The sequence below is a fragment of the Novosphingobium colocasiae genome (assembly GCF_014652555.1).
Classification (GTDB): domain Bacteria; phylum Pseudomonadota; class Alphaproteobacteria; order Sphingomonadales; family Sphingomonadaceae; genus Novosphingobium; species Novosphingobium colocasiae.
The window spans coordinates 181,671-205,173 of sequence record NZ_BMZA01000004.1 but is presented as its reverse complement, the minus strand read 5'-3'; the positions used below and the strand labels follow the sequence as shown (position 1 = coordinate 205,173).

Below are 23,503 nucleotides of genomic sequence, written 5' to 3'. Positions count from 1 at the left end.
GCCCCTTAATGCTGACCAACGTCGTCGGCACCCTTAAACTTTCCCCGCGAGGGCGACCATTCGGCCCACCCCGTTCATCTCGCCGACACTGCAATTCACTCGCAAGCCACCCCGTCATTATCCCGGTCCAGATGCGGCGCATAGCCGGGCGATCCGCGATAGACCGGGGCCGCGCCGGCCGCCCGCGCCTCGCGGCAGCTTCGATAGCTGGCATGGGAGGAAGATCTGCTGCTTGCCTTGCGCTTCGCCGGCGCGGCCTTGGCCTTCGTCCGCCCAGCGCTCGCGCGCCTGGGCACCGGAACCGCAATCGCCGCAACCGGCGTCGGCGCAGCCCATCCGCCGTCCGCCGGTTCGTCCAGTGCGGCGGCCTGCGCCCTTTGCGCCGCCGCCTGCGCTTCGCGTGACCGCGCGGCGGCGTTCTCCTGCTCAATCAGCCGCGCCTGCTCTTCTTCCCGCTGGCGCTGTTCCTCCGGGTGCAGCGCCGCGCGCATCCGCTGCACCTGTTGCCCCAATGTCAGCCCGGAACACAGCGGCAGGTCGGGCAGCGTGGAACGATCGATAAACGGCACGTCGGCTCTGATCTGCTCGCCCAGCGCCGCATCGATCTTGGCCTCTGTCAGGCAGCGGGCGGAGGCAGTGGCCGGCACCATCAGTAGCACCATTGCGGCGGCAGGCCAAAACCACCTGGAAAGATCAGCATGCCCCAGCATGCTGCGCCCCGAACTCGGCCTGGCTTTTCGTGTACTGGTCGCCCGAGCTGGAAGACAATTGCTCGATCAGGCCATCGCAGGAGAACCCCGAAATGTCGAGGTACTGCCTCGCAGACCGCGCAGCCTGTTCGTTCCAATCAACATCCAGGCTATCCACTGCCGCTGTCGCATCAGCCACGTCATAGCCATCGCCCGCGTCGGACGAGAGCTGTTCGATCAACCCGCGCCGCGAAAATCCACCGATGCCAAGGTACTGTACCGCAGACCGCGCAGCATTGTTCTGCGGTCCGGTGAGGTTGTTGGCGAGCGGTTCCGCGTCCGCGTCCGCCGTCTCGGTGGCGCGCGGTGTGGGGCTCGCCGTCGCGCTGGCCACCGGAACGTCGCTTGGATCATCCGTTAGCGGCGGCGGTTTTTCCACATCGCTGCACATGGCGATCAGCAGCACGCCCATAATCACCGCCCCGCAGCCGAATGCTTTGGCTTGGGCGTGGCCCTTCTTCCGGCTCGCTACTTCGTCGGCAGTGAACACGGATTTGCAGTGCGGGCAAATCTCGGCATCGACCGCAATCGGCTCCTTGCACTTCGGACATGCTACTTCATTCAGCTTCGGTTTCTTCGGCATTGCCCCCCTGCCTGCTGATCAAACCTTCCGCACGATGGCAACCACCCGGCCCACCACGTTCATTTCGCCGTCGTAGGCGACCTCATCCTTGAAATCGCTGTTGATCGACGTGATCCGCATCGCGCCGTCCTTTCCAGGCCGCAGGGCCTTGATCATGCCCATGCCGTGCATGTCGAGCGCCCAGAACTGGTCCCACATGCGCGGCGTGCGCTGTTGGGTATCGATCAGCAGGATGTCGTTTTCCAGGATCGCCGGCATCATCGAGGTGCCGTTGCCGGTGGCCCAGAACAGGTCAGAGAAGGGCGAATCGGTAAACTGCCGGATCCATGCCCGCGAGAACACCCGCTTGCGCCCCGTTACGGCCGTGTCGTGGATATAGCTCGCGCCTAGGCCATACGACACGTCGAACTCTTGCAGTTCCACCGTTTCGGGCGGCCCAGCCCGATACGGTAATTGCAGATCAGAGACAGCAACTGGCGAAACGCTGTCCGTCTCTCCGGTGAGATACTCGGGCGTCGTGCCAAGCACGCGGGCGATCTCGATGATTTCCCGAGGATTTCGCGTCCCACCTTTTTCCAGGCGGTTCGCAGACGACTGCCCGATTCCCACGCGCCGGGCCAGCTCCGCTTGGCTGAAGCCCGCCGCTTTGCGCAGTTCCGCTAGTCTTTCGGGAATCAGTTCGGCCACGTCTTGAGCCTACCCAAATACGAATAGCGCTGCCCCATGCATTTTCGGTTTGACTGCCTATCCATTACTGGATAGCTACCCATTTATGGATATTCGCCCGACCAGATATGAAGCGCTGCTTGCATGCCGCGATGCAGCCGGATCGATAAGCCAGCTCGGCCGTGATCTTGGAATACCGCAATCCACGATGTCGCGGATCGTCCATCAATCCAAGCAGTTGCCTGCGGAGCACGTCATCCGTGCGGAATCGCTTTACGGCGTATCTCGTCATCATCTTCGCCCCGATATCTACCCTGTCGAACTGCCGGGGCACCCTCGCTTCGTGGGCGTCGATCACTGCGCCGCATTGCGGTTTCAGGGCGTAGACACCGCCGCCCGCCGCGTCCCTTTCAAACATTTAACCGAAACGAAGGGAGCCGCCGCGTGAGCAACTACTCCACGCTGCAGCGCAACACCCTCGCAGGCTTGTCCGAAACTGCGGGTGCGCTGTACCTGACCCTGCTTGACGTCTTCCAAGGCCACACCCGCGACGGAGAGCGGAAGGCGTTTCTCGCAGCATGTGACTACGACAAGCAGGTAGGAAGCACCCTTGATCGTATTTTGCGGCACATGCCCGGCGCACCGGGTCCGATGGTGCATGCGCAACTCAGTGCGTTTTTCGCAGACCGCTGGCGCTACAATTTCATGCCGCTGGTCAAAGCCCAATGACCAAGCGCCGCGAACCCCTCACTTACCAGCACACGCTGACCGAGGTCGCCGCCCGGATCGGGTGGGATCGCGCCGCGGCGATCTGCGGCGTGGGAGAGCGCGCTGCGCGCTATTGGTCCGATCCGGATTGCGAGGTTGAAATCCGCCTGATCGATGCCGAGCGGTTGGACCGGGCGTTCATGGAGCATGGCGGCGATCACGCCCCGTTCCACCGCCTCCACGCCCTGCGCCTCGATATCGCCGCCCGCGAACCGGCCGACCGCGATCTGACGCTGGTGGCAGGCAAGGTGGCCAAGGAAAACGGCGAAGCGGTGGCCGCCCTCATTGATGCCGCCGGACGGCCGGATCGCACCACCGTGCGCCGCGCGCGCAAGGAAGTTCACGAAGCGATCGACAGCCTGACCGACGGTCTGGCCATGCTCGATCGCGCAGAACAGACGGGGGACCGGAAATGAGCGGCGAAGGGCATCTGGCGGCGCGCCCGCTGATCGAGGCACCACTGGAATTCCGCCTCCGCAGCGGCGGCATGCAAACCGGCGATAGCGCCTTCGTCCTCTGCCCGATCTGCGATGCCCCGGCCTATATCCGCAAGTCCACCCGCGTGACGCCTACGGTCAAGGAACTGATCGCGCACTGCACCAACAGCGGCTGCGGCCACACCTTCATGTCCCAGGTGGTCTATATCCACACCTACAACCCGGGGATCCTGCAGCGTCCCGGTTTCGATCTGGTGCTGTGCCCGCGCGATCGCGTGCCGCATGTGCTGCCGCCCCGCGCCGCGCCCGATGACGATCCCGATCAGATGAGCATGTTCGCCGCCTCCGGCTGATCCGCGCGCGGAGCCCACCACAAAGCCTGAATTCGAATGACGGCCGCTTCGGCCGAGGGGGAAACTGTGCCTGTTCACGTCATGAAGTCGCGCAACTGCGGCAAGACCTTCGCCATCTACCCGGCCTGCGATTGCTGCGGGCGGCGGTGGAACCGCCTGTTCGATGCCTTCACGAACGGCCGGGGCTGGCAGCGTCTCTGCGCCGGCTGCATCGATCCCGAACGCGGCCCGCCCACCGCCTACACCGGCCCCTACCCCGTCACCACACGGCGCGCCAACCGCGCCCCGCACCTCTCGATCGTTGGCGGAGCCGCGCGCCCGTGAATCTCGAAGCCGACATTCTCAAAGGGCTGCAGGACAAGTTCCAGTTCCGCAAGACCGGCGGCGCATGGCTGCAGGAAGGGCGCTGCCCCGATTGCAACCAGCGCGAGGTCTACTGCGCGGCTAAAGACCCCAAGGTGGTCAAATGCGGCCGCTCCGAAAACTGCGGCTCCGAATGGTCCGTCCGCTCGCTGCTGCCCGATCTGTTCGAGGAATGGTCCAAGCGCTTCGTCGCCACGGAGGAAAACCCCACCGCCACCGCCGATGCCTATCTGCTGCACGAACGCGGGCTCGATCTGCAATACCTGCGCGGCTCCTACACGCAGGAACTCTACCGCGAAGGCAACCAGACGTCGGCCACGGTGCGCTTCCCGGTCGGCGATACCTTCTGGGAACGCCTGATCGACAAGCCCGCGCGCTTCGAAAAGAAGGCGCATTTCCAGAAGGGCGGCAAGCCGGGCGGCCACTGCTGGATCCCGCCCCGGATCGATTGGGAAACGCTCGCCCGCGCCGATGATATCTGGATCACCGAAGGCATCTTCAATGCCGCCGCGCTGGCCCAGGGCGCGGGGCTGGCCGTCGTTTCGGCCATGTCGTCGAACTACTGGCCCGAACACTTCCTGGATCGCCTGCGCGAAGAGCTCCAGCGCATCAAGCGCCCCACCCGCCCGCGCCTGGTCTTCGCCTTCGATCCCGGCGGTGCCGGCGTCAAATACGCCCGTCGCTTCGTGCTGCAAGCCAGGGATCAGGGCTGGGCTGCCACCGCCGCCCAGGTCACCCCCGATGGCGAAGGCACCGATCTCGATTGGAACGATTTGCTGCTGCGCCACCAGCAGTGGAAGGGCGATGCCGAAAAGGCCCCCCTAAGCCCGAAGGCTATCGCGGAATACCTGCACAACGGCGCGGTCACCGTCGCCGAAACGCCCCGCGTCAAGGCGAAGCTGATCTATGAAAAGACCAAGTTCGCCACCTTCGATTTCCGCCACGGCAACCGCCTCTGGTGGTGCAAGGTCAACTACGATCAGGAAAACGAACAGCGCGATTTCCTGATCGACGAGATTTGCACCTGCGCCTTCCGCGTCCTCTACATGGAGCGGGACGAGATCGACGATGAGACGAACTTCTTCATCCAGCTCGATTTCCCCGATCGGCCCACCGTAAAGGCGCGCTTTTCCAACAATGCGCTGGCGAAGAACGGCGAATTCGAAACCCGCATGCTGGCCTTTGCCGGCCTCTGGCTGGGCGGGCAGGAACAGCTCAACCGCATCAAGAAGCGCCAGCTCCGCAAGCTCAAGCAGATCACCCCGGTGCGCGCCACCGGCTATTCGGAACCGCACAAGGCCTGGCTGTTCGGCGATATCGCCGTGCGCGAAGGCAAGGTCGAAAAGCTGAATTCGAACAAGTATTTCGATTTCGGCAAGGATGCGGTCAAGCTCTACTCTGAAGAGCGGATGCTGGCGATCGATTACGATCCCGATCGCCTCGATTTCGAATGGCTGCCGGATCTGTGGACCGCCTATGGTGCCAAGGGGCTGGTCATCCTGGCCTTCTTCACCATGTCGCTCTTCGCCGTGCAGATCCGGCGGCGCGATGGCTCGCTGGGCTTTCTGGAAGTCACCGGCGTCCCCGGCTCCGGCAAGACCACCGCGATTGTCTTCTTCTGGAAGATGCTCGGCCGCGCCAATTACGAAGGCCACAACCCCAACGCCGCCAGCATCGCCGCGCTGACCCGCATCATGATGAAGGTGTCGAACCTTCCGGTCGGCATTATCGAAGGCAAGCGGGACGATGACCGGCGCGGGGCCCGGTCCTACGATTACAACGATCTGCTCACCCTCTACAACGGCCGCAACCCCCGCGCCACCGCCCGCAAGACCGGCGGCTTCGAAACCAGCGAACCGCCGTTCCTTGGCTCGATCTACCTCATGCAGAATGAGCGGATCGATGCCATTCCCGCCGTCCTCGAACGCCTCATGTCGCTCGATATCGACAAGTCGCGCTTTTCCGATGCCGCCCGCGAAGCCGCCACCCGCCTGAAGCGCTGGCCGGCCGAACGCCTGTCCGGCACCATCGTCCACGTCGTTCGCAACGAAGCCAAATACCTGCCCTTCTTCTTCGATCGGCAGGACGTTCACTTGCGCGAAATGGGCCGCCGCGTCGAAGGCCTGGTCAACGATCGCTGCATCCTCAACCACAGCCAACTCGCCGCCGCCGTCGAAAGCCTGCCGCACCTGTTCGGTCGCGAAATGCGCCCCGAATGGATCGCCGAAACGCTCACGCTGGTCGATGCCATGGCGCTCGATCGCCAGATGTCCAGCGGCGGCGATCACCCGATGGTCGCCAAGTTCTGGGATCAGGTCGATCACCTGATCGATGCCGAAAAGGCGACCGATCATGGCGAGGGCAAATCGCTCAACCAGCACCGCAAGCCGAATGAAAAGATCGCCATCCGCCTGACCGAATTCGAAGCCCGCGCCCGCCACGCCGGCCTCACCCCGCCCGATGGCGATGCCCTGCGCAAGCTCCTGCGCAACAGCCATTCGCGCAAGTTCCTGCGCTACGACAACGTCAACAACCCGGCGGGCAAGAGCGTGAAATGCTGGGTCTTCGCCCAGCCCCAGAATGCGGAACGGATCATATGAGCCGCCCGCCCCTCCCCATCCGCCAGCGGCCCTATGTCGGCCCGGTGCGCATCTGGTCCGGCATCGAAACCGAAGAGCCGCCGGTGCGCCGCGATGACTGGCCCGATCTCGCCGCCATGGCCGAAGCCATGCTGGAAACCCGCCGCCGCCGCTTCCCCGATATGGTCAGGTCAGGCCGAATGGCCGCCGATGCCGCCGCCGCCGAAATCGCCACCTTCGAAGCCATCGCCCGGGACTGGCTCTGGATCCTGCGGGGCCAAGGCGAACCGGCCGGCATCGAAACCCTGCCCGCCCGCGCCGCCGCGCTCGATCGCAGCTTGCACACCCTGCTCGATCTCGCCCGCGAAGCCGGCGGCTTCACTGCCGATCTGGCGGACAAGGCGCACCTCGTCATCGCCCTGCGCTGGCACTGCGAACCCGCGAACCGCCCCCACGCCCTGCTGCAGACCGGCCGCGAAATGCGCGCCGCGCTACCCCCTCCCGAACCGAGAAAGGCCGCATGATGCCGATCCATCCCGTCAACTGCCGTTGCCAGCGCTGCACGCCGGACGTGCGCCCAGCGCCCTCGCTCGCCGCCTCGATCCTCGCCGTCGCGGGCTTCGTCGCCATCGTCCTTGTCGCCGTCGGGGTCGAAGCCCTGCGCGGCCGGCTGTTCTGAAAGGAAGGCACCATGCCCAGCCCCTCCCGATCGCCGCGCCCGGCGGACCAGCCCCGCCCCGTCCCGCCGCCCTGCACCTTCATCTGCACCGGTTGCGAATGCGTCGAACACCGCCGCACGCCGGTCCTGCCCGAAGGTTGGACCACCATCGAAGCGCGCGGCGATATCCTGGCCTACTGCCCCGATTGCGCCCCGGCCGGAGCAGTGCAGTGAACGCCCGCCGCCACTTCACATGGCAGCGCCGCATCACCCGCCGCTACGAAGCCGCGCTTCTCCGCTTTTACGGCACCGCTGCGGCAACGCTCGCCGCTGTCGTCGCCATCGCCCAACTGGTGAAGTGGATCGGCCGATGCTGACCCGCTGGCAAAAGGTCGAACTGGCGGCGCGCGACCAGGTCATCGCCCATCGCTTCGGCGGCGCGCCGGCCCCGGTCAATCCATGGCGTCGCGAGACTGTCTCCCACATCCGCTGGAACATGGCCCGCCGCAAGGCCGAGGCGACGATCGACGCCGCCCAGGCCGCGCTCGATGATCTGGGCGCGATGGTCGGCGTGCCGCTTCCCCTCGTCCTGCCGGAGGCAAGGCCATGATGCTGCCGCTCATCGTCTCCGCCAACGCGGTCGATCGCTATGTCGAGCGGATCGGCGGCAACGCCGGCGAAGCCTTCGCCGTGCTGTCGGGCGAGGCGGTACGGCGTGGCATCGATTTCGGCGCGCGCTGCATCCGCCTGCCGGCCAGCCGAAACCGCGCGCCCGGCCGCGTGCTGATCAACTTCGATCGCGATGCCGCTGGGCGGCCCGTCGCTGTGGTCACCACCGTGGTGCCGCTCACACGCCTGCCCGCCCAGCTTCACCCCTACCATTTCGGCGGACCCGCACCCGTCGCCGCCGTTCTGGCCCACCTGCAAAGAAAGGACCGCTGATGCCCCGCGCTCACCTATGCGATGTCCCCGGCTGCGGCCGCTCCCGCAAGCGCTGGCAGCGCCTGTGCGACCCATGCTTCAAGGCCCTCCCCGGCGACATCCGCACCGCCTTGGCAGATGCCTTCAAGGCCGGTCGCGGCCCCGAATGGCGACGCCAGCGCAGGCGTGCCCGGCAACACCTGGACGATCTCCACGCCGGCTCCGCCACGCACCGCGCCACCTCACCCGAAGCCGCCTACGCCGCCCAGGCCCGCTTGCTGGGCGAACACGATTGACCTTCAAACAGAAGTGCCCCGCAAATGACTGACAAGACCTGCAACTGCCTGGCGGACTTCAATGAGAAGCTGCGCGAGCACAATACCGAAATCGAAGTGACCATCGGCTTTCCGCGCGACGGCAGCCCTTCCTTCGTCCGCCCGAGGATCGCAACGAGCAAGATCGAGAGCCGCAAGCGGGGTAGACCCGTCATTGCTGTTCCAACCTACTGCCCGTTCTGCGGCATCCAGTATGAAGGCTACGGCCAGCAAGGCGGTGTATCGTGAGCGCGGCGATCGGGGCACCGTGCCCGATCAAGGACTGCGCAAAGCACGCCAAGCCGGGTCATCTGATGTGCTGGCCACATTGGCGGCGCGTGCCGAAGGCCCTCAATCACGCCGTCTTCGACACATTTGCCAACCTGCGCAACGATCCCACCGCCTATATACAGGCGAAAGATGCGGCCATCGCAGCAGTAGAAGCCAAGGAAGCGGCGGAAGGCGGTGCCGCATGAAAGCCCTCACCCTCTGGCAGCCATGGGCCTCGCTGGTGATCGCCGGTGCCAAGCCCTACGAATTCCGCTCCTGGCGTCCGCCCGCCAGCCTGATCGGCCAGCGCATCGTCATCCACGCCGCCGCCCGCAAGGTCGATCGCGAAGAGGCATGCTGGCTCTGGACGCTGCTGATGGACCGCCACCACAGCGAACAGGAACGCATCGCCGCCGCTGAAACCTGCCTGCATGCCGATATTGCGATCCCCATCCTTGAACGCGGTTTCATGGATGGCCTCGAACCGCTCCCCCTCGCCGCCGCCCTCGGCACCGCGATCGTCGGCGAACCGCGCCTCGGCACCCGCATCGCCGAAGAATTCGGCGTCCCCCGCGCCAACGACAGCGACCGCGACAGCCACGCCAACTTGGGCTGGCCCATGCTCGATATCGAACCGTGGCCCGAACCCATCCCCATGCGCGGCAAACAGGGCCTCTGGAACTGGCCCGACCCCGCCGACTTCATCGGAGACCTTTCATGACAACCGTGACCTATCTGGACGCCTCGGCCTTGCCCGAAGGCGAATATGCCATCGTCGAAGCCCTCGGCCACCGCACGCTCGTCGGCCGGGTGGCCGAGGTTGAACGCTTCGGCACGAAGATGCTGCAGGTCGAGCCGCTCTTCGATTCGGTCATGCTCGGCCCCGTCCTGCTGGGCGGCGGTTCGATCTACCAGTTCACCCCGTGCGATCCGGCAACCGCATGGGCACGGCGGCCGAAGCAAACCTACCAGCTGCCCGCCAGCGTCGCCGCCACCGTTCCCGTGATCGCCCTGCCGGACAACAGCGAACTGCCATCCTTCCTGGCTGAGGTGATCGAGGTCGAGCCAGAGCATGCGACCGGCTGCGATTGCGACGATTGCGGATACCGCTGGCCATGACCGCCCCCGCCAACGCCCTGATCGCCGCCGCCCAGGCCAGCGAAGCCGTCGCCGAGCTCCTGCGTTTCCACCGCGAAGGCCCCAACTGGCCCGCCCCGTTCGGCGATATCGAGGTAACCTGCAAACTCGCCGAAGCGCTCAAGCTCGCGGCCGAGATCGAGCGTGACAGCCTGCACGATGGCGCCGCGTTCGATGAAGAGCGCGAAGCCCTCGGCCAGCTCATCCACGCCTGCGGCAACTTCATCGAAGGCTGGGCAGGCTGATGACCGTCCAGCTCACCGAACTCGCCACCGATTGGACCGGCCAGACTTACGAGGAACGCCTGCACCTCTGCGCCGAAACGCTGTTCTTCCACGGCCTGCTCAAAGACCGGACCTACCACCACGCCACCGCCCAGATCCGCGCCCGCGCCGATATCCAGCGCAACCACCGCGCGCGCCTGCTCCGCATGGAGACCCGAAATGGCTGATCCCGCAGACCTCGAACGCGCCCGCGCGATCGTCGATAGCAACCCCGTAATTTCCACCTTCGCCGCCTGCGAATGGGATGAGCTAAGCGACGACGGGAAGGTGTGGGTGGCCGAAATCGTCAAGCAGGCCATTGCTTCAACGGACACCCGCAAATGGTCTTGGTGGGCGGTCGATATCGCAGGTCCGGACGAAAAGCCCGAAGTCTACGCGCTCAACGAACCGACGCGCGAAGCCGTGATCGCCACGGCCGGGCGGGAATATCCGGCCGGAACGTGGATCGCCATAGTCGAAGCCACCACCGAAGGCCCCTTCCATACGCGCCCGTTTCGGGAGGATGGCGACTGCGCTCTGCTCGAACGGGTGATTGATCGCTTCTGCGATGACAACAGCGCGCGATGGGGAGAGGACGGCCCGGAAATATGGCTGCCCAACGAAGAGATCGCCAAGGCCCTCAACGACACGTTCGAACGGCTGATCGCCGCGAATACCGGCCTGATCGAAGCCGCCGTCTGGTCGTTCACCGCAACCAGAAATGCGGACGTGCTCTGCATCCCGGCAACGCAGGCCCGCCCATGATGGCCTTCATCCCGATCGACGCCACCGCCCGCGACGGCTCCGGCCACACCTTCCGCGCCGCAGACCAGACCACCCACGCCGCAAGCTGGTGCGCCCTCCGCCAGGCCTACGTCTATTCCGACGGCACCCGCGTCGCCCCCACCCTGACCCACTACCTCTCCCGCCACCCGGCGAGGGCGACCTGAAATGTGGGCCTATTACAACGAACCCGACCCCGAAAAGGCGCACGCGCTGCGCGCCCTGATGGCCGATGGCTGGATCGCCCCCGGCGAGGTTGACGAAAGGGACATTCGCGATGTCGTTCCAGCAGAACTTTCTGGATTTGCTCAGTGCCACTTCTTCGCCGGGATCGGCCTCTGGTCCGTCGCCGCCCGCGCAGCCGGCATCCCTGACGATTTCCCCTTCTGGTCTGGCTCCTGCCCATGCCAGCCTTTCAGCACGGCAGGCGCAGGAGAAGGGTTTGCTGATCCTCGCCACCTCTGGCCGCACTGGTATTGGCTCATCGCGGTCTGCGGCCCTCACGCAGTCGTGGGCGAACAGGTTGCGGATAACGACGGCCTCGCTTGGCTCGACCTTGTATCGGCTGACATGGAAGGATCGCTTTACGCCGGCGGGGCGCTCGATCTTTGCTCTGCGGGCCTGGGGGCGCCCAACATACGCCAGCGGCTATATATGCTCTGGCTGGTCCACAGCGAGCGCGCGGGATTGGAAAGACACGCCGGGAATGGCGACGATCGCCACCAACCCGGATGGTTCGGAGCGCGACAGAACAGACCTGTTGCCCCGGCAGGCCCTACTGGCCGGGTGGCACGCTCCGACCGCGATGGACGCCAACCGGGGCGAATACCAGTACGACAACGGCGACCCCACCCGCCCGCGCCTGTCGAATGCGGGTATGGCGAAGGCGGCGATGCAGGAACTTCCGCAGGGGCCGTTCGCCATCCGCTGCGCGGTCCGACAAACGGCTTCTGGGCTGGAGCTGACTGGCTGCTCTGCAGAGACCCTGACGGACCAAAGCTGCGGCCCGTTGAACCCGGCGCATTCTGCCTGGCTGCAGGGTATCCCGGCCGAACTGGCGCACTGCGTGGATATGGCGATGCGATCAATCTCCAGGTCGCGACCGCGTTCCTCCAAGCCGTCTGGCCGGAAATGAGGGCAGCATCATGACACCGAAACTCACCCCTTATCAGGCCACCATGCTGCGCCTCTCCGGCTTCGACCCGATCGACGGCAACGGCTACGGCATCGAGCTGCGCGGCTCCCCCGATTGGGCTGCCGCGCGCAAGCTGGTCAAGCTCGGCCTCGGTTGGATCGAGGGCGGCCGGCCCAACGGCTCCGAACTGCCGGGCCTGTTCTTTGCGAACCACGAAGGCACCGCGGTCAATTTTGCGGATGAACTGGCCGCATGGGAAACACGGAAAGGGCGCTGGTGATGGATACCGCCCCCGCTCCAACCCGCCCAATCCTGCGCTGGCACGGCGGCAAGTGGTTGCTCGCACCATGGATAATCGCACAGTTTCCGCCGCACCGGGTCTACGTCGAGCCGTTCGGCGGCGCATGGTCGGTTGGCTTCCGCAAGCCGCGCGCAGCCGCAGAGGTTTGGAACGATCTCGATGCCGAACTGGTCAACTTGTTCGGCGTGCTGCGCGATACGGATGGCAGCTCGCGGTTGACTGCCGCCCTTCGTCTTACGCCCTTCGCCAGGGATGAATTCTACCGCGCCTATGAATTGGCGGGCTGCGCGGTCGAAAGGGCGCGCCGGCTGATTGTCCGTTCGTTCATGGGCCATGGGTCCGATGGCGCGTCTGGCCAATATCGCACCGGCTTCCGGGCCAACTCGAACCGCTCCGGATCACCCCCTGCGGTGGATTGGACCAACCTTCCTGATAGCCTCGACCTGGCGGTGGCGCGCCTGCGTGGCGTGGTGATTGAAAGCCGCCCGGCGATGCAGGTTATGGCTGCGCACGACGGCCCCGACACTCTGCATTATGTCGATCCGCCCTACTTGGCCGAGACGCGCGCCCGTGCGCATCGCCGGGCCGATAATGGCGGCGTGTACCGGCACGAATTGAGCGATGACGATCATGCCGAGCTGCTTGCCTTCTTGGACAAGTTGCGCGGCATGGTGGTCCTCTCGGGTTATCCAAGTCCGATCTATGATCGCGCGCTCCAAGGGTGGCTCCGAATTGATCGCGCCGCTCGGGCCGATGGCGCACTTCCCCGCACCGAATGCATCTGGCTTAACCCGTCCTGCGCGTCGCGACGGCCGTCGCCCGACCTCCTGGCGACCGCATGACCCAGCCCCTCTTCATCGGCCTCGATACCGGCGCGCCCGGTGGCGACATCGGCGTTGCCCGGATCGGCCCGCACACCCTCTACCAGGCGGACGCCTACACCCTGCGTCCCAAGCTCGGCTTCTTCGACGCCGAAGTGATGGACCCGCCCTACGCCTTCAACAACAGCGGTGGGGGCGGTTTTCGTAAGGCACGCGGCGCAAGCGACCAGATAGTCAACGAAGCACTCGATCAAGGCTTCGACATGACGATCATCAACCCGCTGCGCGCCGGGAGCCTGGTGGTGTTCTGCCACAACGATCAGCTTCCCGATCTGCTGGCCTACCTCAAGCCGCGCTACCACCGCTTCTGCCTGCTGCACTGGATCAAGCCCAACCCCTCGCCCATGCGCAACAAGCACTATCTCGCCGATACCGAACCGTTCGTGCACGCATGGAACCCCGGCCACCATCCCGTGGGCGATCATCACGACATGCACCGCTGGATTACTGCCGGCACCATGGCCGCTAAGGTCCACGGGCACCCCACCGTCAAGCCGCTCGCCGTGATGGACAAGATCCTGCGCAACGTCGCCGGCCGCACGGTCATTGATCCCTTCATGGGCACCGGCTCAACCGGCGTCGCCGCGATCCGCCAGGGCAAGGTGTTCACCGGCATCGAACACAACCCCACCCACTTCGCCACCGCCTGCGCCCGCATCGCCGATGCCTGGGAACAGCAGCAGGCCTGACATGACCGAGCGCGCCGCCTTCCTTCAGAGCGATGTCGAGCGCGCGATTCGCGCCGCGCGAAAGACCGGCGCTGTCCTGATCCTTGAGCCCCGGTCCGGCAGGATGATATTCGATACCTCCACCTCGCCGCGAATCGAACCGCAATTGCCCGCGCCCGATCCGGAAGAAGAGCCCAACCCGTGGGAGGAAGGCCTCAAGGATGCCGCGCCGTAAGTCCCACCGCTGGCTGCCCGATAATGTCACCGCCTATAAGGATCGCCACGGCCGAACCCGCTATCGCTATCGCAAGACGGGCGAGAAGCCGTACCACTTCAAGGCCGAGCCCGGCACGCCGGAATTCATGATCGAACTGGCCGAGGCACGCGCCGGCGGCCCGATCGCGATCGGAGGCAGCAGGCCGGTAGCCGATGGCTCGATGGATGATCTTGCCCGCAAGCTATTCGCCGCGCCGCGCTGGCTGCGCATGCAGCCATCCAGCCAATACACGTACCGCCGGATCATCGAACGGTATCTCGATCGGGTGGACAAGCGCGGCCTGCGCTATGGCACCTATCCCGCCAGGCGCGCCACCGTCGGGGTGCTCGATTCGCACATCGCCGAGCTGGCCGATACGCCGGCGAGCGCCAACAACCTGCGCAAGGCGCTCAAGAAGCTCTTCGATTACGCGATCAAGCTGGGCTGGATGGCGACGAACCCGGCCTCCCTAACCGATTCGTTCCGCTCCGGCCCCGGCTTCCACACCTGGACCGATGATGAGATCGCACGGTATCGCACCCATCACGATCTCGGCACCACCGCCCGCCTGGTGCTGGAACTCGCCCTCAACACCGCCGCCCGTCGCTGCAACCTCGCCGGGCTGGAGCGCGACGATCTGCGTGACGGCCGCTGGCACGTGGCGCACGCGAAGGGCAACGATGAAACCAGCGTGCCCCTGACGGCCGAAGCGCGCGCCGCCATCAACGCCCTGCCGGCAACGCCCTTCAAGTTCCTGATCGTAAGTGAACGCGGCACGCCGTACACCGTCGAAAGCCTCGGCAACCGCTTCCGAAAGTGGGCGCGCGAAGCCGATTGTCCCGGATCACTGCACGGCCTGCGCAAGGCCGTCTCCCGCCAGCTCGCCGAATCCGGCGCATCCGATGCGCAAGGCCGATCGGTCACCGGCCACAAAAAGAACGCCACCTTCGCCAAATACGCCGCCAAAGCCGACCGCACCCGCCTCGCGGACGAGGCGATGCGAAAACTGTTTGGCGAACCTCATTTGGCGAACCCGGAAAAACCCGAGTAAATCTGCCGCCTAACGGCGCTCGGTGGTGGACAGGGCTAGATTCGAACTAGCGTACGCTTGCGCGGGCAGATTTACAGTCTGCTGCCTTTAACCACTCGGCCACCTGTCCACACCGGTTCGTGCGTGGCGGATTTTCGCCGCCGTCGATGGCCGCCGAGGCGACCGTCTTGCCGAGGAGCGCGCCTTTGCCCAAGCGAGCCTTGCCTGTCAATGGGGTGGCTGGCAGGAGCGGATCAGTTTTTGAAGATTCGAGGAATTTGTCGATGAGCAAGCGCGGCTCCCATCATGGCCCCCGCGGCGGGGACGCGGGCGAGGACGCCCAAGGCGGCCGGTCGGCCAGGCCGCTGCGCGGCCGCGCCGGGCGGATGAAGAACGGCCGGGGCAGCGGACGCGCCGGCACCGGCATGGTGCGCCTGTGGGGCCGCCACGCGGTAGAGGCGGCGCTGAAGAACCCCGACCGCCAGCACCGCAAGCTCTGGGCGACCCGCGAAGGCGTGGCCTCGCTCGATGGCGAATTGCCGAGCGACTTCCCGGTCGAATGGGCCCAGCCCGCCGACCTTGCCCGCCTGGTCGCCCGCGACGCGCCGCATCAGGGGCTGGTGCTGGAGTGCGCGCCGCTCGATGACATCTTCCTCGACGATGTGTTGCAGGGCGATCCCGAACGCCCGGTGGTCGTGCTCGATCAGGTTACCGATCCGCACAATGTCGGCGCGATCATGCGCTCGGCGGCGGCGTTCAACGCCTGCGCCATCGTCACCCAGGATCGCCATGCCCCGCCCGAATCGGGCGTGCTCGCCAAGTCCGCCTCGGGCGCGCTGGAAGTGCTGCCGTGGGTGCGGGTGGTCAACCTCGCCCGCGCGCTGGAGGAGATCGCCGAGGCCGGATACTGGCGCATCGGCCTTGACGGCGAGGCCGAGGCCACGCTGGGCGAGGCGCTGCCCGCCGGGCCGGTGGCGCTGGTGCTGGGCGCGGAAGGCGACGGCATGCGCCACAACATCACCCAGCACTGCGATGCGATTGCCCGCCTGCCGATCAGCGCGGACATGGAAAGCCTGAATGTGAGCAACGCCGGCGCAATTGCGCTATATGCGGTGGCGACCCGATCGGAGTGACCGGCCGGGCACCGTCGATGGCGACATGGGGGACCCGGGCAATGGCAAGGCGTATCGGACAGGCAGGCTGGCGGCGGCTGGTCGCGGCGCTCGGGATCGGGGCCCTCACCCTGCTGCTGGCGGCGTGCCTGTTCGCGCCGGGCAAGTTCACCTCCAGCCTCGACATCGGCAAGGATCGCAGCTTCACGTTCCGCTACAGCGGCGAAATCTACATGCTGCCGCTGATCGAAGCGGAAAAGAAGGCGCGCTTTACGCCCGAGGCATGCCACGCCGACGACACTTTCGACGAGCGCCCTTGCCACCAGGACGAGCTGGCCGAACAGCAAAAGGCCTGGGAAGCGCAGCAGGCCGCCAAGCGCAAGAGCGATGCGCAGGCGGCGCAGTACCTGTTCGGTGGCATCGATCCCGGCAACCCGGCCGCCGCGCAGGAGATCGCCGCCCGGCTCCAGCGCCAGGCCGGGTGGAACAAGGTGACCTATCTGGGGGCCGGACGGTTCGCGGTGGACTATGTCCTGTCAGGCCGGCTCGATCACGATTTCACCTTTCCGACGGTGGAGCGCTTCCCCATGGCCAACGCCTTCGTCCAGATCGCCCTGCGCGATGATGGCAGCGTGCGGATCGATGCGCCGGGGTTCGGCCCTGCCGGCGGCGGCAGCGGCGCGGCAGGGCTGATGGGCGGCCTTGGCGGGATGACCGCCGGCGACGATGGCGGAAAGCCCAACCCGATCGACGGCACTTTCATCATCCGCACCGACGGGCAAATCCTGGCGAACAACACCGACGAGGGACCGGTGGCCGAAACGACCGGCAAGGCGCTGGCCTGGACGATCAATCCGCGCACCCAGGTTGCGCCGATGGCGCTGGTCCAGCTTTCACCGCGTTAGCGCGTCGAGCTTTTAATCAACGTCACACGTTCCGTTCATCTCGGCCACGTCGCGCCGGCCTCGACTGCCTGTCGCCCTCAGCCCCGGCCGCGAAAGGCTTTCGCCAGGCCCCACACGGCAATCGCGGCCCAGAACGCTTCGAGCACCAGCGAGGGCGGGTTGAGGTTGACCAGCAGCGATACGGTCAGCAGCAGCGCGCCCGCAAGGTTGACGCCGTGCTGGACGAACGGGTTCGGGCGGCTACGCCCGGTGGCATAGGCATAAGCGAATATGATGCAGGCCATGCCGGCGAAGCCGATGGCGTTGGCGGCGTCGGCCGATAGCCAATCGGTTACCCGCACAGGCCGTCCAGCATTGCTTCGAAGGTCGGGAAGCTGGTGGCGATCGGGCGGGTATCGTCCACTTCCACCCCGTTGCAACTGGCGATGCCGGCCACCGCCATGGCCATGGCGATGCGGTGGTCGAGGTGGGTGGCGACGGGCTGTTCGGCCCCGCCCGCCAAAGGCGCGCCGCCGGTGCCGTCGATGATGAGGCCGTCCTCGGTTTCCTCCACCCGCGCGCCTGCCAGTGTCAGCGCCTGCGCCATCACCGCCAGGCGATCGGATTCCTTGACGCGCAGTTCCTCCAGCCCGGTCGTCACCGTGCGTCCTTCGGCCAGCGCCGCGGCGACGAACAGCACCGGGAATTCATCGACCATGCTCGGCACGATCGCGGGATCGACGGTCACGCCGGTCAGCGGCGAATGCTTCACCAGCAGGTCCGCCACCGGTTCGCCGCCCACTTCGCGCGGGTTCAGTTCCTCGATATGCCCGCCCATCTGGCGCAGCACGGTGACGATGCCGGCGCGGGTGGCGTTCATGCCGACATTCTCGATCAGCACTTCGCTGCCTTCGACCACCAGCGCGGCGACGATGAAGAACGCGGCGGAGGACGGATCGCCGGGCACGTCGATGGTCTGCGGCTTCAGCTCCGCCTCGCCGCGGATGGTGATAATGCGGGTGCCGTCCTGATCGGTCTCGACATCCAGCTCCGCGCCGAACCCCTTGAGCATGCGTTCCGAATGATCGCGAGTGGGCACCGGTTCGATCACCGTGGTGATGCCCGGCGTATTGAGCCCGGCCAGCAGCACCGCGCTCTTCACCTGTGCCGAAGCGACCGGCAGGCGATAGGCGATCGGCACCGCCGGGAACGCGCCCTTGAGGATCAGCGGCAACCGTCCGCCGCCCTGGTCGCTCACGCTCGCCTCGATCCGCGCGCCCATCTGGCTGAGCGGGGTGATGACCCGGCCCATCGGCCGCTTGGACAGCGAGGCATCGCCGACGAAGGTGGCGGTGATCGGGTGACTGGCGACAAGCCCCATCAGCAACCGCGTAGAGGTGCCCGAGTTGCCCATGTCGAGCGGTGCCTGCGGTTGCAGCAGCGCGCCGACGCCGACACCGTGGACCGACCACGCCCCCTCGCCCGTGCGTTCGACCGTGGCCCCCATCGCCCGCATGGCGGCGGCGGTGGCCAGCACGTCTTCGCCCTCCAGCAGCCCGGTCACCTTCGTTTCACCGACCGCGAGCGCCCCCAGCATGATCGAGCGATGGCTGATCGACTTGTCGCCCGGGACACGGATCCGTCCGCGAAGCGGCCCGTTGGGCAGGAAGCGGCGCGGGCGCATGGCGCTGGTATCGTGGCTCAAGAGATCAGGCTTTCGGCGAATAATACTGGAAAATCGGGGCGGCTTTTGACAGCGCGGGCAGGCTATGGCAAGGCGCGCGCCCTGATGTGGCCGAACGCGGACAAGCCCAAGCTTGATTTCGCGTCCGTGCCTACCCATCAATACACGGATTTTTTCGCGCTCCCCGGCTTCTGGCGGGAGCGGAACAGACGAGGACGTTTCATGGCCAAGCCTGAGTGGGGTGCCAAGCACGGCTGCCCGAAATGCGGCACCCGCTTCTACGATCTGGGCAAGGATGACCCGGTGACCTGCATCGAATGCGGCAATACCTGGAATCCGGAACCGGTGCTCAAGTCGAAGCAGCCGATTCCGTTCGAGGAAGTGCAGAAGAAGGAAGTCGTCGAGAACGAGGACCTGGACCTCGCCGATGAGGATCTGGACATTGATGAAGACGGCGATTCGCCCGACAACGACGTGGACCTCGGCGGCGACGACGACCTAGGTATCGGCGGCGGTGACGACGGCGAGGAAATCGACACGTAAGGCGACTTGAAAAGGAGCGCCGGTGAAAAATTCCGGCACTCCAAAAACCCTCTTGCCAAGCCGGGAGCACCCCCCTAGAGGGCGACCTCCCAAGCGCAAGTGAGGGACGAAACGAACCGCCCAGGCTCGTTTCGGCTGAAATGGACGGGGCCGTAGCTCAGCTGGGAGAGCGCTACAATGGCATTGTAGAGGTCAGGGGTTCGATCCCCCTCGGCTCCACCATTTCGACACATAGGTTTCGCGTGACGCGCGATACGCTGGTTGACGAGGTTTCGTCCGCCGGCGTTTTTCGCGTAATGTCCCGCAAGCGCTGGTCGGCGAGGTTTCGCCCACCGGCGTTTTTGGCGTTACGGGTATCGTGTCCGGTGTACGTCGCAACTGGAGTTGGTCAATGTTCGACAGTCTTTCGGATCGTCTTGGCGGCGTCTTCGACAAGCTGCGCGGCCGTGGCGCGCTCAAGGAGCAGGACGTCCGCGATGCCATGCGCGAAGTGCGCATCGCCCTGCTGGAGGCGGATGTCGCCCTGCCCGTCGTCCGGCGCTTCATCGATCAGGTTACCGAAAAGGCGATCGGCCATGACGTCCTGCGCTCGGTCACGCCGGGCCAGCAGGTCGTCAAGATCGTCAACGATGCCCTGATCGAGACGCTGGGCGGCGAGACCACCGCCGAACTCGATCTCAACGCCGCACCGCCGGTGGTCATCATGATGGTCGGCCTGCAAGGCTCGGGCAAGACCACCAGCACCGCCAAGCTCGGCAAGATGCTGAAGGACAAGCAGGGCAAGAAAGTCCTGCTGGCCTCGCTCGACGTCAACCGCCCGGCGGCGCAGGAACAGTTGAAGGTGCTGGGCGAGCAAGTCGGCGTCGGCACCCTGCCGATCATCCCCGGCCAGCAGCCCACCGAAATCGCCACCCGCGCCATGCAGGCGGCAAAACTGCAGGCAGTCGATGTGCTGCTGCTCGATACCGCCGGCCGGCTCCACGTCGATCAGCAGTTGATGGACGAGATGAAGGCCGTGGCCGCGATCTCGACCCCGCGCGAAACGCTGCTGGTGGTCGATTCGCTGTCCGGCCAGGACGCGGTGAACGTCGCGCAGAGCTTTTCGGGCCAGGTCGATCTCAGCGGTGTCATCCTCACCCGCATGGACGGCGATGCGCGCGGCGGTGCGGCGCTGTCGATGCGCGCGGTCACCGGCAAGCCCATCAAGTTCGCCGGCACCGGTGAGAAGATGGATGCGCTGGAGGTGTTCCACCCCAGCCGCGTCGCCAACCGCATCCTCGGCATGGGCGATATCGTCTCGATCGTCGAGAAGGCGGCCGAGAGCGTCAAGATCGAAGAGGCCGAGGCGCTCGCCAAGCGCATGGAGCAGGGCAAGTTCGACATGAACGACCTGCGCACCCAGTTGCGCCAGATGCAGAACATGGGCGGGCTCGGCATGCTGGCGGGCATGATGCCCGGCATGAAGAAGGCCAAGGCGGCGATGGCCCAGTCCGGCATGGACGACAAGGTGCTGCTGCGCATGGACGCGATCATCGGTTCGATGACCCCTAAAGAGCGCGCTAACCCGGCGCTATTGAACGCCAAACGCAAGATCCGCGTCGCCAATGGATCGGGCACGCAAGTGCAGGACGTCAACAAGCTGCTGAAAATGCACCTGGAGATGGCCAAGGCGATGAAGCAGATCAAGAAGATGGGCGGCCTCAAGGGCCTCGCCGCCATGTTCGGCAAGGGCGGCCTCGACGCCGCCATGCCGGGCCTTGGCGGCTCGGGGCTTGGCCCGGGTGCGGGTGGCTTTCCCGGGCTCGGCGGCGGCGGTGCCGATCTCAGCAAGTTTTTGAAGAAATAACTTTATCATACTGAATTTGAAAGAAAGGTAAGTCACATGGCCGTTTCCATTCGTCTGTCCCGCGGCGGTGCCAAGAAGCGCCCCTACTACAAGATCGTCGTCTCCAACGCGCTGTCGCCGCGCGACGGCAAGTTCCTGGAGCAGGTTGGCACGTACAACCCGCTGCTCGCCAAGGACGATGAAAACCGCGTTCGCCTGGTCGAAGACCGCGTGCGCTACTGGCTCGGCGTCGGCGCGCAGCCGACCGACCGCGTCGCCCGCCTGCTCGACAAGGCCGGGATCAAGGAACGTGCCGCCACCGTGAACCCGAACAAGGGTGAGCCGGGCAAGAAGGCCAAGGAACGCGCCGAGGACAAGGCCGCCAAGATCGCGGAAGCCGAAGAAGCCGCCAAGGCTGCTGCCGAAGCCGCTGCTGCTCCGGCCCCCGAAGCCGCTGCCGAGGAAGCTCCGGCTGCAGAAAGCACCGAGGAATCGACCGAGGCCTAAGCCTTGGCATCGCGATCCGATCGCCCCGTTACGCTTGCCGCCATTTCCGGCGCGCATGGCGTGACGGGAGAGGTGCGCCTCAAACTGTTCGGCGAAGGCGTGGAAGCCCTGAAGGCTTACCGCGCCTTCAACGATTCCACCCTCACGCTGGCCAAGCTGCGCGATGACGGCAAGGGCGGTGCCATCGCCCGCTTCACCGAAGTGGCCGACCGCACCGCCGCCGAAAAGCTGCGCGGCACGGCGCTGACCGTCCCCCGCTCGGCGATGCCGCCGCTGGCCGAAGGCGAATACTATCACGCCGATCTGATCGGCCTTGCTGTTGTCACTGACGAAGGCTTGGCGATCGGCACGGTGATCGCAGTCGATAACTTTGGCGCGGGTGACGTGCTGGAGATCGAACGCGCCGAGCCGGATGAAAAGGGCCGCCGCGAGCGGTTCATGGTGCCGATGAACACCGCCGCCGTGCCGGAGTGGGATGCCGAACGGCTGATCGTTGCCAGCGCCTTCGCGGGGTAGTATATACATTGCGTATATACAGGAGCTGCCGATGGGTATCGAGTTCACTGCCAAGAGCTTCAAGTCAGGAAACTCGATCGCCATCCGCATTCCAGCGGCACTGGGCGTTGAGCCCGATCGCGAGTGGACCGTCGAGGAAAAGGACGGCGATTTGATCTTTCATCCCAAGGCCAAGCCCAACCGCAAGTTCAATATCGAAAAAGTGCGCGGATGTGCTGCAGGCTCGGGGTTGAAACCAATCAAGTCCGAGGACCGCATTTTCGAGCCCAGGCCGTTGCGTTGGGATGATGCGGATTGGCGCGGCAAGCATCTGCCGGGCGAATGAAATACCTTCTCGACAGCAATGTCCTGATCGCGATTGGCCTGGATACTGACGACAGGATCATGGCGCGTGCCGCAGAATGCGATGCAGGGGAGATCGTGACCTCGGCCATTGTCTTTGCCGAGGTGCTGCATGGTTCGGAGCGCGGGAAGCCGCCTCCGCTTGAGGTGCTGGCATTGATGGCCGAGGAGATCCCTGTGCTCCCGTTCGACGATGCGGCCGCCAAAGCTTATGCCAAGGTACCGTTCAAGCGCGCGGGCTATGATCGTTTGATCGCCGCTCATGCGCTGTCACTGGGCCTGATCGTCGTTACCGAAAACGAGGCTGACTTCGCTGACGTGCCTGGACTGGTGATTGAGAACTGGGCGTTGTGATCTTGTTCTTCGTCTTCATCCTTCCTCTCGTTCTAGCCCTCCTCGCCTTGATGAGCCTGCTCGTTGCATGGTTGCTCTGGATCATGTGGAAGGTTGGTTTGTTGCGCAGGCCTTGGCAGTTCGTGCTTGCGATGCCGGCGATGCTAATAACGATCCCGGCATGGGCGTTCTGGCAGGGGCGCCTGCAGGAAGCCGAATGCTATCGGGTATCTGGCCCCGGTGAGTTGAGCTGTGGTGGAGAGCTTGGCGGTGTGTTCATCGACACGTTCATGATTGGGCTTATCTCACTTGGTCTCTTGGTCGGCCCGATCATCGGGCATCGGCTGGCGTGTTCATGGTTGACTCCAAGAGGCCCAAGATGACCTTCGCCGCCACCATCCTCACCCTCTACCCCGAAATGTTCCCCGGGCCGCTCGGCGTGTCGCTGGCAGGCAGGGCGCTGGAACGCGGGGACTGGTCGCTGGATGCGGTGCAGATCCGCGATTTCGCGAAGGACAAGCATCGCACCGTCGATGACACGCCGGCGGGCGGCGGGGCCGGGATGGTGCTCAAGGTCGATGTGCTGGCCGATGCGATCGATCATGCGCGCGCAACCGCGAAGGCTAAGATCGCTGCGCCCCT

The 23,503-nt window shown here is 65.4% G+C and carries 41 protein-coding genes, 2 tRNA genes and 1 pseudogene; 38 read left to right on the top strand and 6 right to left on the bottom strand.

Annotation, left to right across the window (positions count from 1 at the left end):
• Window positions 1–95: 95 nt before the first annotated feature.
• Genes IE122_RS08670 through IE122_RS08660 form a run of 3 tightly spaced genes read right to left on the bottom strand, consistent with a single transcriptional unit; the run spans window position 96 to window position 2,019 of the window.
• Window positions 96–650 (bottom strand): excalibur calcium-binding domain-containing protein, encoded by a 555-nt coding sequence (locus IE122_RS08670; RefSeq protein ID WP_189620751.1) that lies wholly within the window; start codon window positions 648–650, stop codon window positions 96–98.
• A gap of 43 nt (window positions 651–693) precedes the next feature.
• On the bottom strand, window positions 694–1,332 hold the full coding sequence (locus IE122_RS08665; RefSeq protein WP_189620750.1) for an Ltp family lipoprotein: 639 nt from the start codon (window positions 1,330–1,332) through the stop codon (window positions 694–696).
• 18 nt (window positions 1,333–1,350) lie between these two features.
• A complete protein-coding gene (locus IE122_RS08660) occupies window positions 1,351–2,019 on the bottom strand; it encodes a type II toxin-antitoxin system RelB family anti-toxin (RefSeq protein ID WP_189620749.1) in 669 nt (222 codons plus the stop codon).
• Between the two features lie 85 nt (window positions 2,020–2,104).
• On the opposite strand from IE122_RS08660, the gene IE122_RS08655 reads away from it, so the two are divergent.
• From IE122_RS08655 to IE122_RS08525, 27 genes are all read left to right on the top strand, one after another.
• On the top strand, window positions 2,105–2,446 hold the full coding sequence (locus IE122_RS08655) for a transcriptional regulator (RefSeq protein WP_189620748.1): 342 nt from the start codon (window positions 2,105–2,107) through the stop codon (window positions 2,444–2,446).
• Window positions 2,443–2,727: a hypothetical protein gene (locus tag IE122_RS08650; protein ID WP_189620747.1), complete on the top strand. Its 285-nt coding sequence runs from the start codon at window positions 2,443–2,445 to the stop codon at window positions 2,725–2,727. Before IE122_RS08655 ends, IE122_RS08650 begins: the two co-directional genes overlap by 4 nt.
• Window positions 2,724–3,182 carry a phage regulatory CII family protein gene (locus tag IE122_RS08645; RefSeq protein WP_189620746.1) on the top strand — a complete coding sequence of 153 codons (459 nt, stop codon included), beginning with the start codon at window positions 2,724–2,726 and terminating at the stop codon, window positions 3,180–3,182. Before IE122_RS08650 ends, IE122_RS08645 begins: the two co-directional genes overlap by 4 nt.
• Window positions 3,179–3,556: an Ogr/Delta-like zinc finger protein gene (locus IE122_RS08640; RefSeq protein ID WP_189620745.1), complete on the top strand. Its 378-nt coding sequence runs from the start codon at window positions 3,179–3,181 to the stop codon at window positions 3,554–3,556. Before IE122_RS08645 ends, IE122_RS08640 begins: the two co-directional genes overlap by 4 nt.
• 66 nt (window positions 3,557–3,622) lie before the next feature.
• The gene (locus IE122_RS08635) at window positions 3,623–3,880 is read left to right on the top strand and encodes a hypothetical protein (protein ID WP_189620744.1); all 258 of its coding nucleotides are present in this window, start codon (window positions 3,623–3,625) and stop codon (window positions 3,878–3,880) included.
• On the top strand, window positions 3,877–6,519 hold the full coding sequence (locus IE122_RS08630) for a primase/helicase family protein (RefSeq protein WP_189620743.1): 2,643 nt from the start codon (window positions 3,877–3,879) through the stop codon (window positions 6,517–6,519). Before IE122_RS08635 ends, IE122_RS08630 begins: the two co-directional genes overlap by 4 nt.
• Window positions 6,516–7,022, top strand: a complete 507-nt coding sequence (locus IE122_RS08625) for a hypothetical protein (RefSeq protein WP_189620742.1) — start codon at window positions 6,516–6,518, stop codon at window positions 7,020–7,022. The genes IE122_RS08630 and IE122_RS08625 overlap by 4 nt, the downstream gene beginning before the upstream one ends.
• Window positions 7,022–7,177, top strand: coding sequence for a hypothetical protein (locus tag IE122_RS08620; RefSeq protein WP_189620741.1), 156 nt, complete (start codon window positions 7,022–7,024; stop codon window positions 7,175–7,177). Before IE122_RS08625 ends, IE122_RS08620 begins: the two co-directional genes overlap by 1 nt.
• Window positions 7,178–7,189: 12 nt before the next feature.
• Window positions 7,190–7,390: a hypothetical protein gene (locus tag IE122_RS08615; protein WP_189620740.1), complete on the top strand. Its 201-nt coding sequence runs from the start codon at window positions 7,190–7,192 to the stop codon at window positions 7,388–7,390.
• Window positions 7,387–7,533 carry a hypothetical protein gene (locus IE122_RS08610; protein ID WP_189620739.1) on the top strand — a complete coding sequence of 49 codons (147 nt, stop codon included), beginning with the start codon at window positions 7,387–7,389 and terminating at the stop codon, window positions 7,531–7,533. Before IE122_RS08615 ends, IE122_RS08610 begins: the two co-directional genes overlap by 4 nt.
• On the top strand, window positions 7,527–7,766 hold the full coding sequence (locus IE122_RS08605; protein ID WP_189620738.1) for a hypothetical protein: 240 nt from the start codon (window positions 7,527–7,529) through the stop codon (window positions 7,764–7,766). Before IE122_RS08610 ends, IE122_RS08605 begins: the two co-directional genes overlap by 7 nt.
• Complete coding sequence (locus IE122_RS08600; RefSeq protein WP_189620737.1) at window positions 7,763–8,098, top strand: hypothetical protein; 336 nt, start codon at window positions 7,763–7,765, stop codon at window positions 8,096–8,098. Before IE122_RS08605 ends, IE122_RS08600 begins: the two co-directional genes overlap by 4 nt.
• On the top strand, window positions 8,098–8,373 hold the full coding sequence (locus tag IE122_RS08595) for a hypothetical protein (RefSeq protein WP_189620736.1): 276 nt from the start codon (window positions 8,098–8,100) through the stop codon (window positions 8,371–8,373). Before IE122_RS08600 ends, IE122_RS08595 begins: the two co-directional genes overlap by 1 nt.
• A 24-nt stretch (window positions 8,374–8,397) precedes the next feature.
• Complete coding sequence (locus IE122_RS08590) at window positions 8,398–8,640, top strand: hypothetical protein (protein ID WP_189620735.1); 243 nt, start codon at window positions 8,398–8,400, stop codon at window positions 8,638–8,640.
• Window positions 8,637–8,867 carry a hypothetical protein gene (locus IE122_RS08585; protein WP_189620734.1) on the top strand — a complete coding sequence of 77 codons (231 nt, stop codon included), beginning with the start codon at window positions 8,637–8,639 and terminating at the stop codon, window positions 8,865–8,867. The genes IE122_RS08590 and IE122_RS08585 overlap by 4 nt, the downstream gene beginning before the upstream one ends.
• Entirely contained in the window at window positions 8,864–9,382 is a 519-nt protein-coding gene (locus IE122_RS08580) for an ASCH domain-containing protein (protein ID WP_189620733.1), read from the top strand. Before IE122_RS08585 ends, IE122_RS08580 begins: the two co-directional genes overlap by 4 nt.
• Window positions 9,379–9,780 carry a hypothetical protein gene (locus IE122_RS08575; RefSeq protein ID WP_189620732.1) on the top strand — a complete coding sequence of 134 codons (402 nt, stop codon included), beginning with the start codon at window positions 9,379–9,381 and terminating at the stop codon, window positions 9,778–9,780. Before IE122_RS08580 ends, IE122_RS08575 begins: the two co-directional genes overlap by 4 nt.
• Complete coding sequence (locus tag IE122_RS08570) at window positions 9,777–10,043, top strand: hypothetical protein (RefSeq protein WP_189620731.1); 267 nt, start codon at window positions 9,777–9,779, stop codon at window positions 10,041–10,043. Before IE122_RS08575 ends, IE122_RS08570 begins: the two co-directional genes overlap by 4 nt.
• On the top strand, window positions 10,043–10,249 hold the full coding sequence (locus IE122_RS08565; RefSeq protein WP_189620730.1) for a hypothetical protein: 207 nt from the start codon (window positions 10,043–10,045) through the stop codon (window positions 10,247–10,249). The genes IE122_RS08570 and IE122_RS08565 overlap by 1 nt, the downstream gene beginning before the upstream one ends.
• Window positions 10,242–10,826, top strand: coding sequence for a hypothetical protein (locus IE122_RS08560; protein ID WP_189620729.1), 585 nt, complete (start codon window positions 10,242–10,244; stop codon window positions 10,824–10,826). Before IE122_RS08565 ends, IE122_RS08560 begins: the two co-directional genes overlap by 8 nt.
• On the top strand, window positions 10,823–11,011 hold the full coding sequence (locus IE122_RS08555) for a hypothetical protein (RefSeq protein ID WP_189620728.1): 189 nt from the start codon (window positions 10,823–10,825) through the stop codon (window positions 11,009–11,011). The genes IE122_RS08560 and IE122_RS08555 overlap by 4 nt, the downstream gene beginning before the upstream one ends.
• 1 nt (window position 11,012) lies before the next feature.
• A complete protein-coding gene (locus IE122_RS08550) occupies window positions 11,013–11,993 on the top strand; it encodes a DNA cytosine methyltransferase (protein ID WP_189620727.1) in 981 nt (326 codons plus the stop codon).
• The gene (locus IE122_RS08545; protein ID WP_189620726.1) at window positions 11,990–12,259 is read left to right on the top strand and encodes a hypothetical protein; all 270 of its coding nucleotides are present in this window, start codon (window positions 11,990–11,992) and stop codon (window positions 12,257–12,259) included. Before IE122_RS08550 ends, IE122_RS08545 begins: the two co-directional genes overlap by 4 nt.
• On the top strand, window positions 12,232–13,122 hold the full coding sequence (locus tag IE122_RS08540; protein ID WP_229813920.1) for a DNA adenine methylase: 891 nt from the start codon (window positions 12,232–12,234) through the stop codon (window positions 13,120–13,122). The genes IE122_RS08545 and IE122_RS08540 overlap by 28 nt, the downstream gene beginning before the upstream one ends.
• Window positions 13,119–13,850 carry a DNA methyltransferase gene (locus IE122_RS08535; protein ID WP_189620725.1) on the top strand — a complete coding sequence of 244 codons (732 nt, stop codon included), beginning with the start codon at window positions 13,119–13,121 and terminating at the stop codon, window positions 13,848–13,850. Before IE122_RS08540 ends, IE122_RS08535 begins: the two co-directional genes overlap by 4 nt.
• 1 nt (window position 13,851) lies before the next feature.
• Window positions 13,852–14,064, top strand: a complete 213-nt coding sequence (locus IE122_RS08530) for a hypothetical protein (protein WP_189620724.1) — start codon at window positions 13,852–13,854, stop codon at window positions 14,062–14,064.
• Window positions 14,051–15,136 carry a tyrosine-type recombinase/integrase gene (locus IE122_RS08525; protein ID WP_189620723.1) on the top strand — a complete coding sequence of 362 codons (1,086 nt, stop codon included), beginning with the start codon at window positions 14,051–14,053 and terminating at the stop codon, window positions 15,134–15,136. The genes IE122_RS08530 and IE122_RS08525 overlap by 14 nt, the downstream gene beginning before the upstream one ends.
• Window positions 15,137–15,159: 23 nt before the next feature.
• Here IE122_RS08525 and IE122_RS08520 read toward each other — a convergent pair.
• Window positions 15,160–15,245: transfer RNA gene (locus tag IE122_RS08520), tRNA-Tyr, on the bottom strand.
• A 154-nt stretch (window positions 15,246–15,399) separates the two neighbouring features.
• Here IE122_RS08520 and IE122_RS08515 point away from each other — a divergent pair.
• Window positions 15,400–16,248 carry a TrmH family RNA methyltransferase gene (locus tag IE122_RS08515; RefSeq protein ID WP_373299123.1) on the top strand — a complete coding sequence of 283 codons (849 nt, stop codon included), beginning with the start codon at window positions 15,400–15,402 and terminating at the stop codon, window positions 16,246–16,248.
• A gap of 41 nt (window positions 16,249–16,289) precedes the next feature.
• A complete protein-coding gene (locus IE122_RS08510; RefSeq protein ID WP_189620722.1) occupies window positions 16,290–17,132 on the top strand; it encodes a hypothetical protein in 843 nt (280 codons plus the stop codon).
• A 77-nt stretch (window positions 17,133–17,209) separates the two neighbouring features.
• On the opposite strand, the gene IE122_RS08505 is transcribed toward IE122_RS08510, so the two are convergent.
• Both IE122_RS08505 and aroA read right to left on the bottom strand, forming a co-directional pair.
• The gene (locus IE122_RS08505) at window positions 17,210–17,473 is read right to left on the bottom strand and encodes a CBU_0592 family membrane protein (RefSeq protein WP_444544218.1); all 264 of its coding nucleotides are present in this window, start codon (window positions 17,471–17,473) and stop codon (window positions 17,210–17,212) included.
• A complete protein-coding gene (gene aroA / locus IE122_RS08500; protein WP_189620799.1) occupies window positions 17,464–18,795 on the bottom strand; it encodes a 3-phosphoshikimate 1-carboxyvinyltransferase in 1,332 nt (443 codons plus the stop codon). The genes IE122_RS08505 and aroA overlap by 10 nt, the downstream gene beginning before the upstream one ends.
• A 222-nt stretch (window positions 18,796–19,017) precedes the next feature.
• On the opposite strand from aroA, the gene IE122_RS08495 reads away from it, so the two are divergent.
• The 9 genes and pseudogenes from IE122_RS08495 to IE122_RS08455 all read left to right on the top strand — a co-directional run.
• On the top strand, window positions 19,018–19,338 hold the full coding sequence (locus IE122_RS08495; RefSeq protein ID WP_189620798.1) for a TIGR02300 family protein: 321 nt from the start codon (window positions 19,018–19,020) through the stop codon (window positions 19,336–19,338).
• 146 nt (window positions 19,339–19,484) lie between these two features.
• Window positions 19,485–19,560: transfer RNA gene (locus tag IE122_RS08490), tRNA-Ala, on the top strand.
• A gap of 169 nt (window positions 19,561–19,729) precedes the next feature.
• A complete protein-coding gene (ffh, locus tag IE122_RS08485; protein ID WP_189620721.1) occupies window positions 19,730–21,184 on the top strand; it encodes a signal recognition particle protein in 1,455 nt (484 codons plus the stop codon).
• A 36-nt stretch (window positions 21,185–21,220) separates the two neighbouring features.
• The gene (gene rpsP, locus IE122_RS08480; protein WP_189620720.1) at window positions 21,221–21,670 is read left to right on the top strand and encodes a 30S ribosomal protein S16; all 450 of its coding nucleotides are present in this window, start codon (window positions 21,221–21,223) and stop codon (window positions 21,668–21,670) included.
• A 3-nt stretch (window positions 21,671–21,673) separates the two neighbouring features.
• Window positions 21,674–22,186, top strand: a complete 513-nt coding sequence (rimM, locus tag IE122_RS08475) for a ribosome maturation factor RimM (RefSeq protein WP_189620719.1) — start codon at window positions 21,674–21,676, stop codon at window positions 22,184–22,186.
• A 31-nt stretch (window positions 22,187–22,217) separates the two neighbouring features.
• Window positions 22,218–22,511 (top strand): AbrB/MazE/SpoVT family DNA-binding domain-containing protein, encoded by a 294-nt coding sequence (locus tag IE122_RS08470; protein ID WP_189620718.1) that lies wholly within the window; start codon window positions 22,218–22,220, stop codon window positions 22,509–22,511.
• Window positions 22,508–22,882: a type II toxin-antitoxin system VapC family toxin gene (locus IE122_RS08465; RefSeq protein WP_189620717.1), complete on the top strand. Its 375-nt coding sequence runs from the start codon at window positions 22,508–22,510 to the stop codon at window positions 22,880–22,882. Before IE122_RS08470 ends, IE122_RS08465 begins: the two co-directional genes overlap by 4 nt.
• A gap of 2 nt (window positions 22,883–22,884) precedes the next feature.
• Window positions 22,885–23,244, top strand: a complete 360-nt coding sequence (locus tag IE122_RS08460; protein WP_189620716.1) for a hypothetical protein — start codon at window positions 22,885–22,887, stop codon at window positions 23,242–23,244.
• Window positions 23,241–23,503: pseudogene (locus IE122_RS08455) on the top strand (tRNA (guanosine(37)-N1)-methyltransferase TrmD); the annotation flags it as partial. The gene IE122_RS08460 and the pseudogene IE122_RS08455, both read left to right, overlap by 4 nt.

Coding starts and splice junctions, on each gene's coding strand:
- IE122_RS08670 (WP_189620751.1), bottom strand. CDS start 650: ATGGTGCCGGCCACTGCCTCCGCCCGCTGCCTGACAGAGGCCAAGATC.
- IE122_RS08665 (WP_189620750.1), bottom strand. CDS start 1,332: ATGCCGAAGAAACCGAAGCTGAATGAAGTAGCATGTCCGAAGTGCAAG.
- IE122_RS08655 (WP_189620748.1), top strand. CDS start 2,105: ATGGATATTCGCCCGACCAGATATGAAGCGCTGCTTGCATGCCGCGAT.
- IE122_RS08645 (WP_189620746.1), top strand. CDS start 2,724: ATGACCAAGCGCCGCGAACCCCTCACTTACCAGCACACGCTGACCGAG.
- IE122_RS08640 (WP_189620745.1), top strand. CDS start 3,179: ATGAGCGGCGAAGGGCATCTGGCGGCGCGCCCGCTGATCGAGGCACCA.
- IE122_RS08625 (WP_189620742.1), top strand. CDS start 6,516: ATGAGCCGCCCGCCCCTCCCCATCCGCCAGCGGCCCTATGTCGGCCCG.
- IE122_RS08620 (WP_189620741.1), top strand. CDS start 7,022: ATGCCGATCCATCCCGTCAACTGCCGTTGCCAGCGCTGCACGCCGGAC.
- IE122_RS08615 (WP_189620740.1), top strand. CDS start 7,190: ATGCCCAGCCCCTCCCGATCGCCGCGCCCGGCGGACCAGCCCCGCCCC.
- IE122_RS08605 (WP_189620738.1), top strand. CDS start 7,527: ATGCTGACCCGCTGGCAAAAGGTCGAACTGGCGGCGCGCGACCAGGTC.
- IE122_RS08600 (WP_189620737.1), top strand. CDS start 7,763: ATGATGCTGCCGCTCATCGTCTCCGCCAACGCGGTCGATCGCTATGTC.
- IE122_RS08595 (WP_189620736.1), top strand. CDS start 8,098: ATGCCCCGCGCTCACCTATGCGATGTCCCCGGCTGCGGCCGCTCCCGC.
- IE122_RS08590 (WP_189620735.1), top strand. CDS start 8,398: ATGACTGACAAGACCTGCAACTGCCTGGCGGACTTCAATGAGAAGCTG.
- IE122_RS08580 (WP_189620733.1), top strand. CDS start 8,864: ATGAAAGCCCTCACCCTCTGGCAGCCATGGGCCTCGCTGGTGATCGCC.
- IE122_RS08575 (WP_189620732.1), top strand. CDS start 9,379: ATGACAACCGTGACCTATCTGGACGCCTCGGCCTTGCCCGAAGGCGAA.
- IE122_RS08570 (WP_189620731.1), top strand. CDS start 9,777: ATGACCGCCCCCGCCAACGCCCTGATCGCCGCCGCCCAGGCCAGCGAA.
- IE122_RS08565 (WP_189620730.1), top strand. CDS start 10,043: ATGACCGTCCAGCTCACCGAACTCGCCACCGATTGGACCGGCCAGACT.
- IE122_RS08560 (WP_189620729.1), top strand. CDS start 10,242: ATGGCTGATCCCGCAGACCTCGAACGCGCCCGCGCGATCGTCGATAGC.
- IE122_RS08555 (WP_189620728.1), top strand. CDS start 10,823: ATGATGGCCTTCATCCCGATCGACGCCACCGCCCGCGACGGCTCCGGC.
- IE122_RS08550 (WP_189620727.1), top strand. CDS start 11,013: ATGTGGGCCTATTACAACGAACCCGACCCCGAAAAGGCGCACGCGCTG.
- IE122_RS08545 (WP_189620726.1), top strand. CDS start 11,990: ATGACACCGAAACTCACCCCTTATCAGGCCACCATGCTGCGCCTCTCC.
- IE122_RS08540 (WP_229813920.1), top strand. CDS start 12,232: ATGGGAAACACGGAAAGGGCGCTGGTGATGGATACCGCCCCCGCTCCA.
- IE122_RS08535 (WP_189620725.1), top strand. CDS start 13,119: ATGACCCAGCCCCTCTTCATCGGCCTCGATACCGGCGCGCCCGGTGGC.
- IE122_RS08530 (WP_189620724.1), top strand. CDS start 13,852: ATGACCGAGCGCGCCGCCTTCCTTCAGAGCGATGTCGAGCGCGCGATT.
- IE122_RS08525 (WP_189620723.1), top strand. CDS start 14,051: ATGCCGCGCCGTAAGTCCCACCGCTGGCTGCCCGATAATGTCACCGCC.
- IE122_RS08515 (WP_373299123.1), top strand. CDS start 15,400: ATGAGCAAGCGCGGCTCCCATCATGGCCCCCGCGGCGGGGACGCGGGC.
- IE122_RS08510 (WP_189620722.1), top strand. CDS start 16,290: ATGGCAAGGCGTATCGGACAGGCAGGCTGGCGGCGGCTGGTCGCGGCG.
- aroA (WP_189620799.1), bottom strand. CDS start 18,795: ATGCGCCCGCGCCGCTTCCTGCCCAACGGGCCGCTTCGCGGACGGATC.
- IE122_RS08495 (WP_189620798.1), top strand. CDS start 19,018: ATGGCCAAGCCTGAGTGGGGTGCCAAGCACGGCTGCCCGAAATGCGGC.
- ffh (WP_189620721.1), top strand. CDS start 19,730: ATGTTCGACAGTCTTTCGGATCGTCTTGGCGGCGTCTTCGACAAGCTG.
- rpsP (WP_189620720.1), top strand. CDS start 21,221: ATGGCCGTTTCCATTCGTCTGTCCCGCGGCGGTGCCAAGAAGCGCCCC.
- IE122_RS08470 (WP_189620718.1), top strand. CDS start 22,218: ATGGGTATCGAGTTCACTGCCAAGAGCTTCAAGTCAGGAAACTCGATC.
- IE122_RS08465 (WP_189620717.1), top strand. CDS start 22,508: ATGAAATACCTTCTCGACAGCAATGTCCTGATCGCGATTGGCCTGGAT.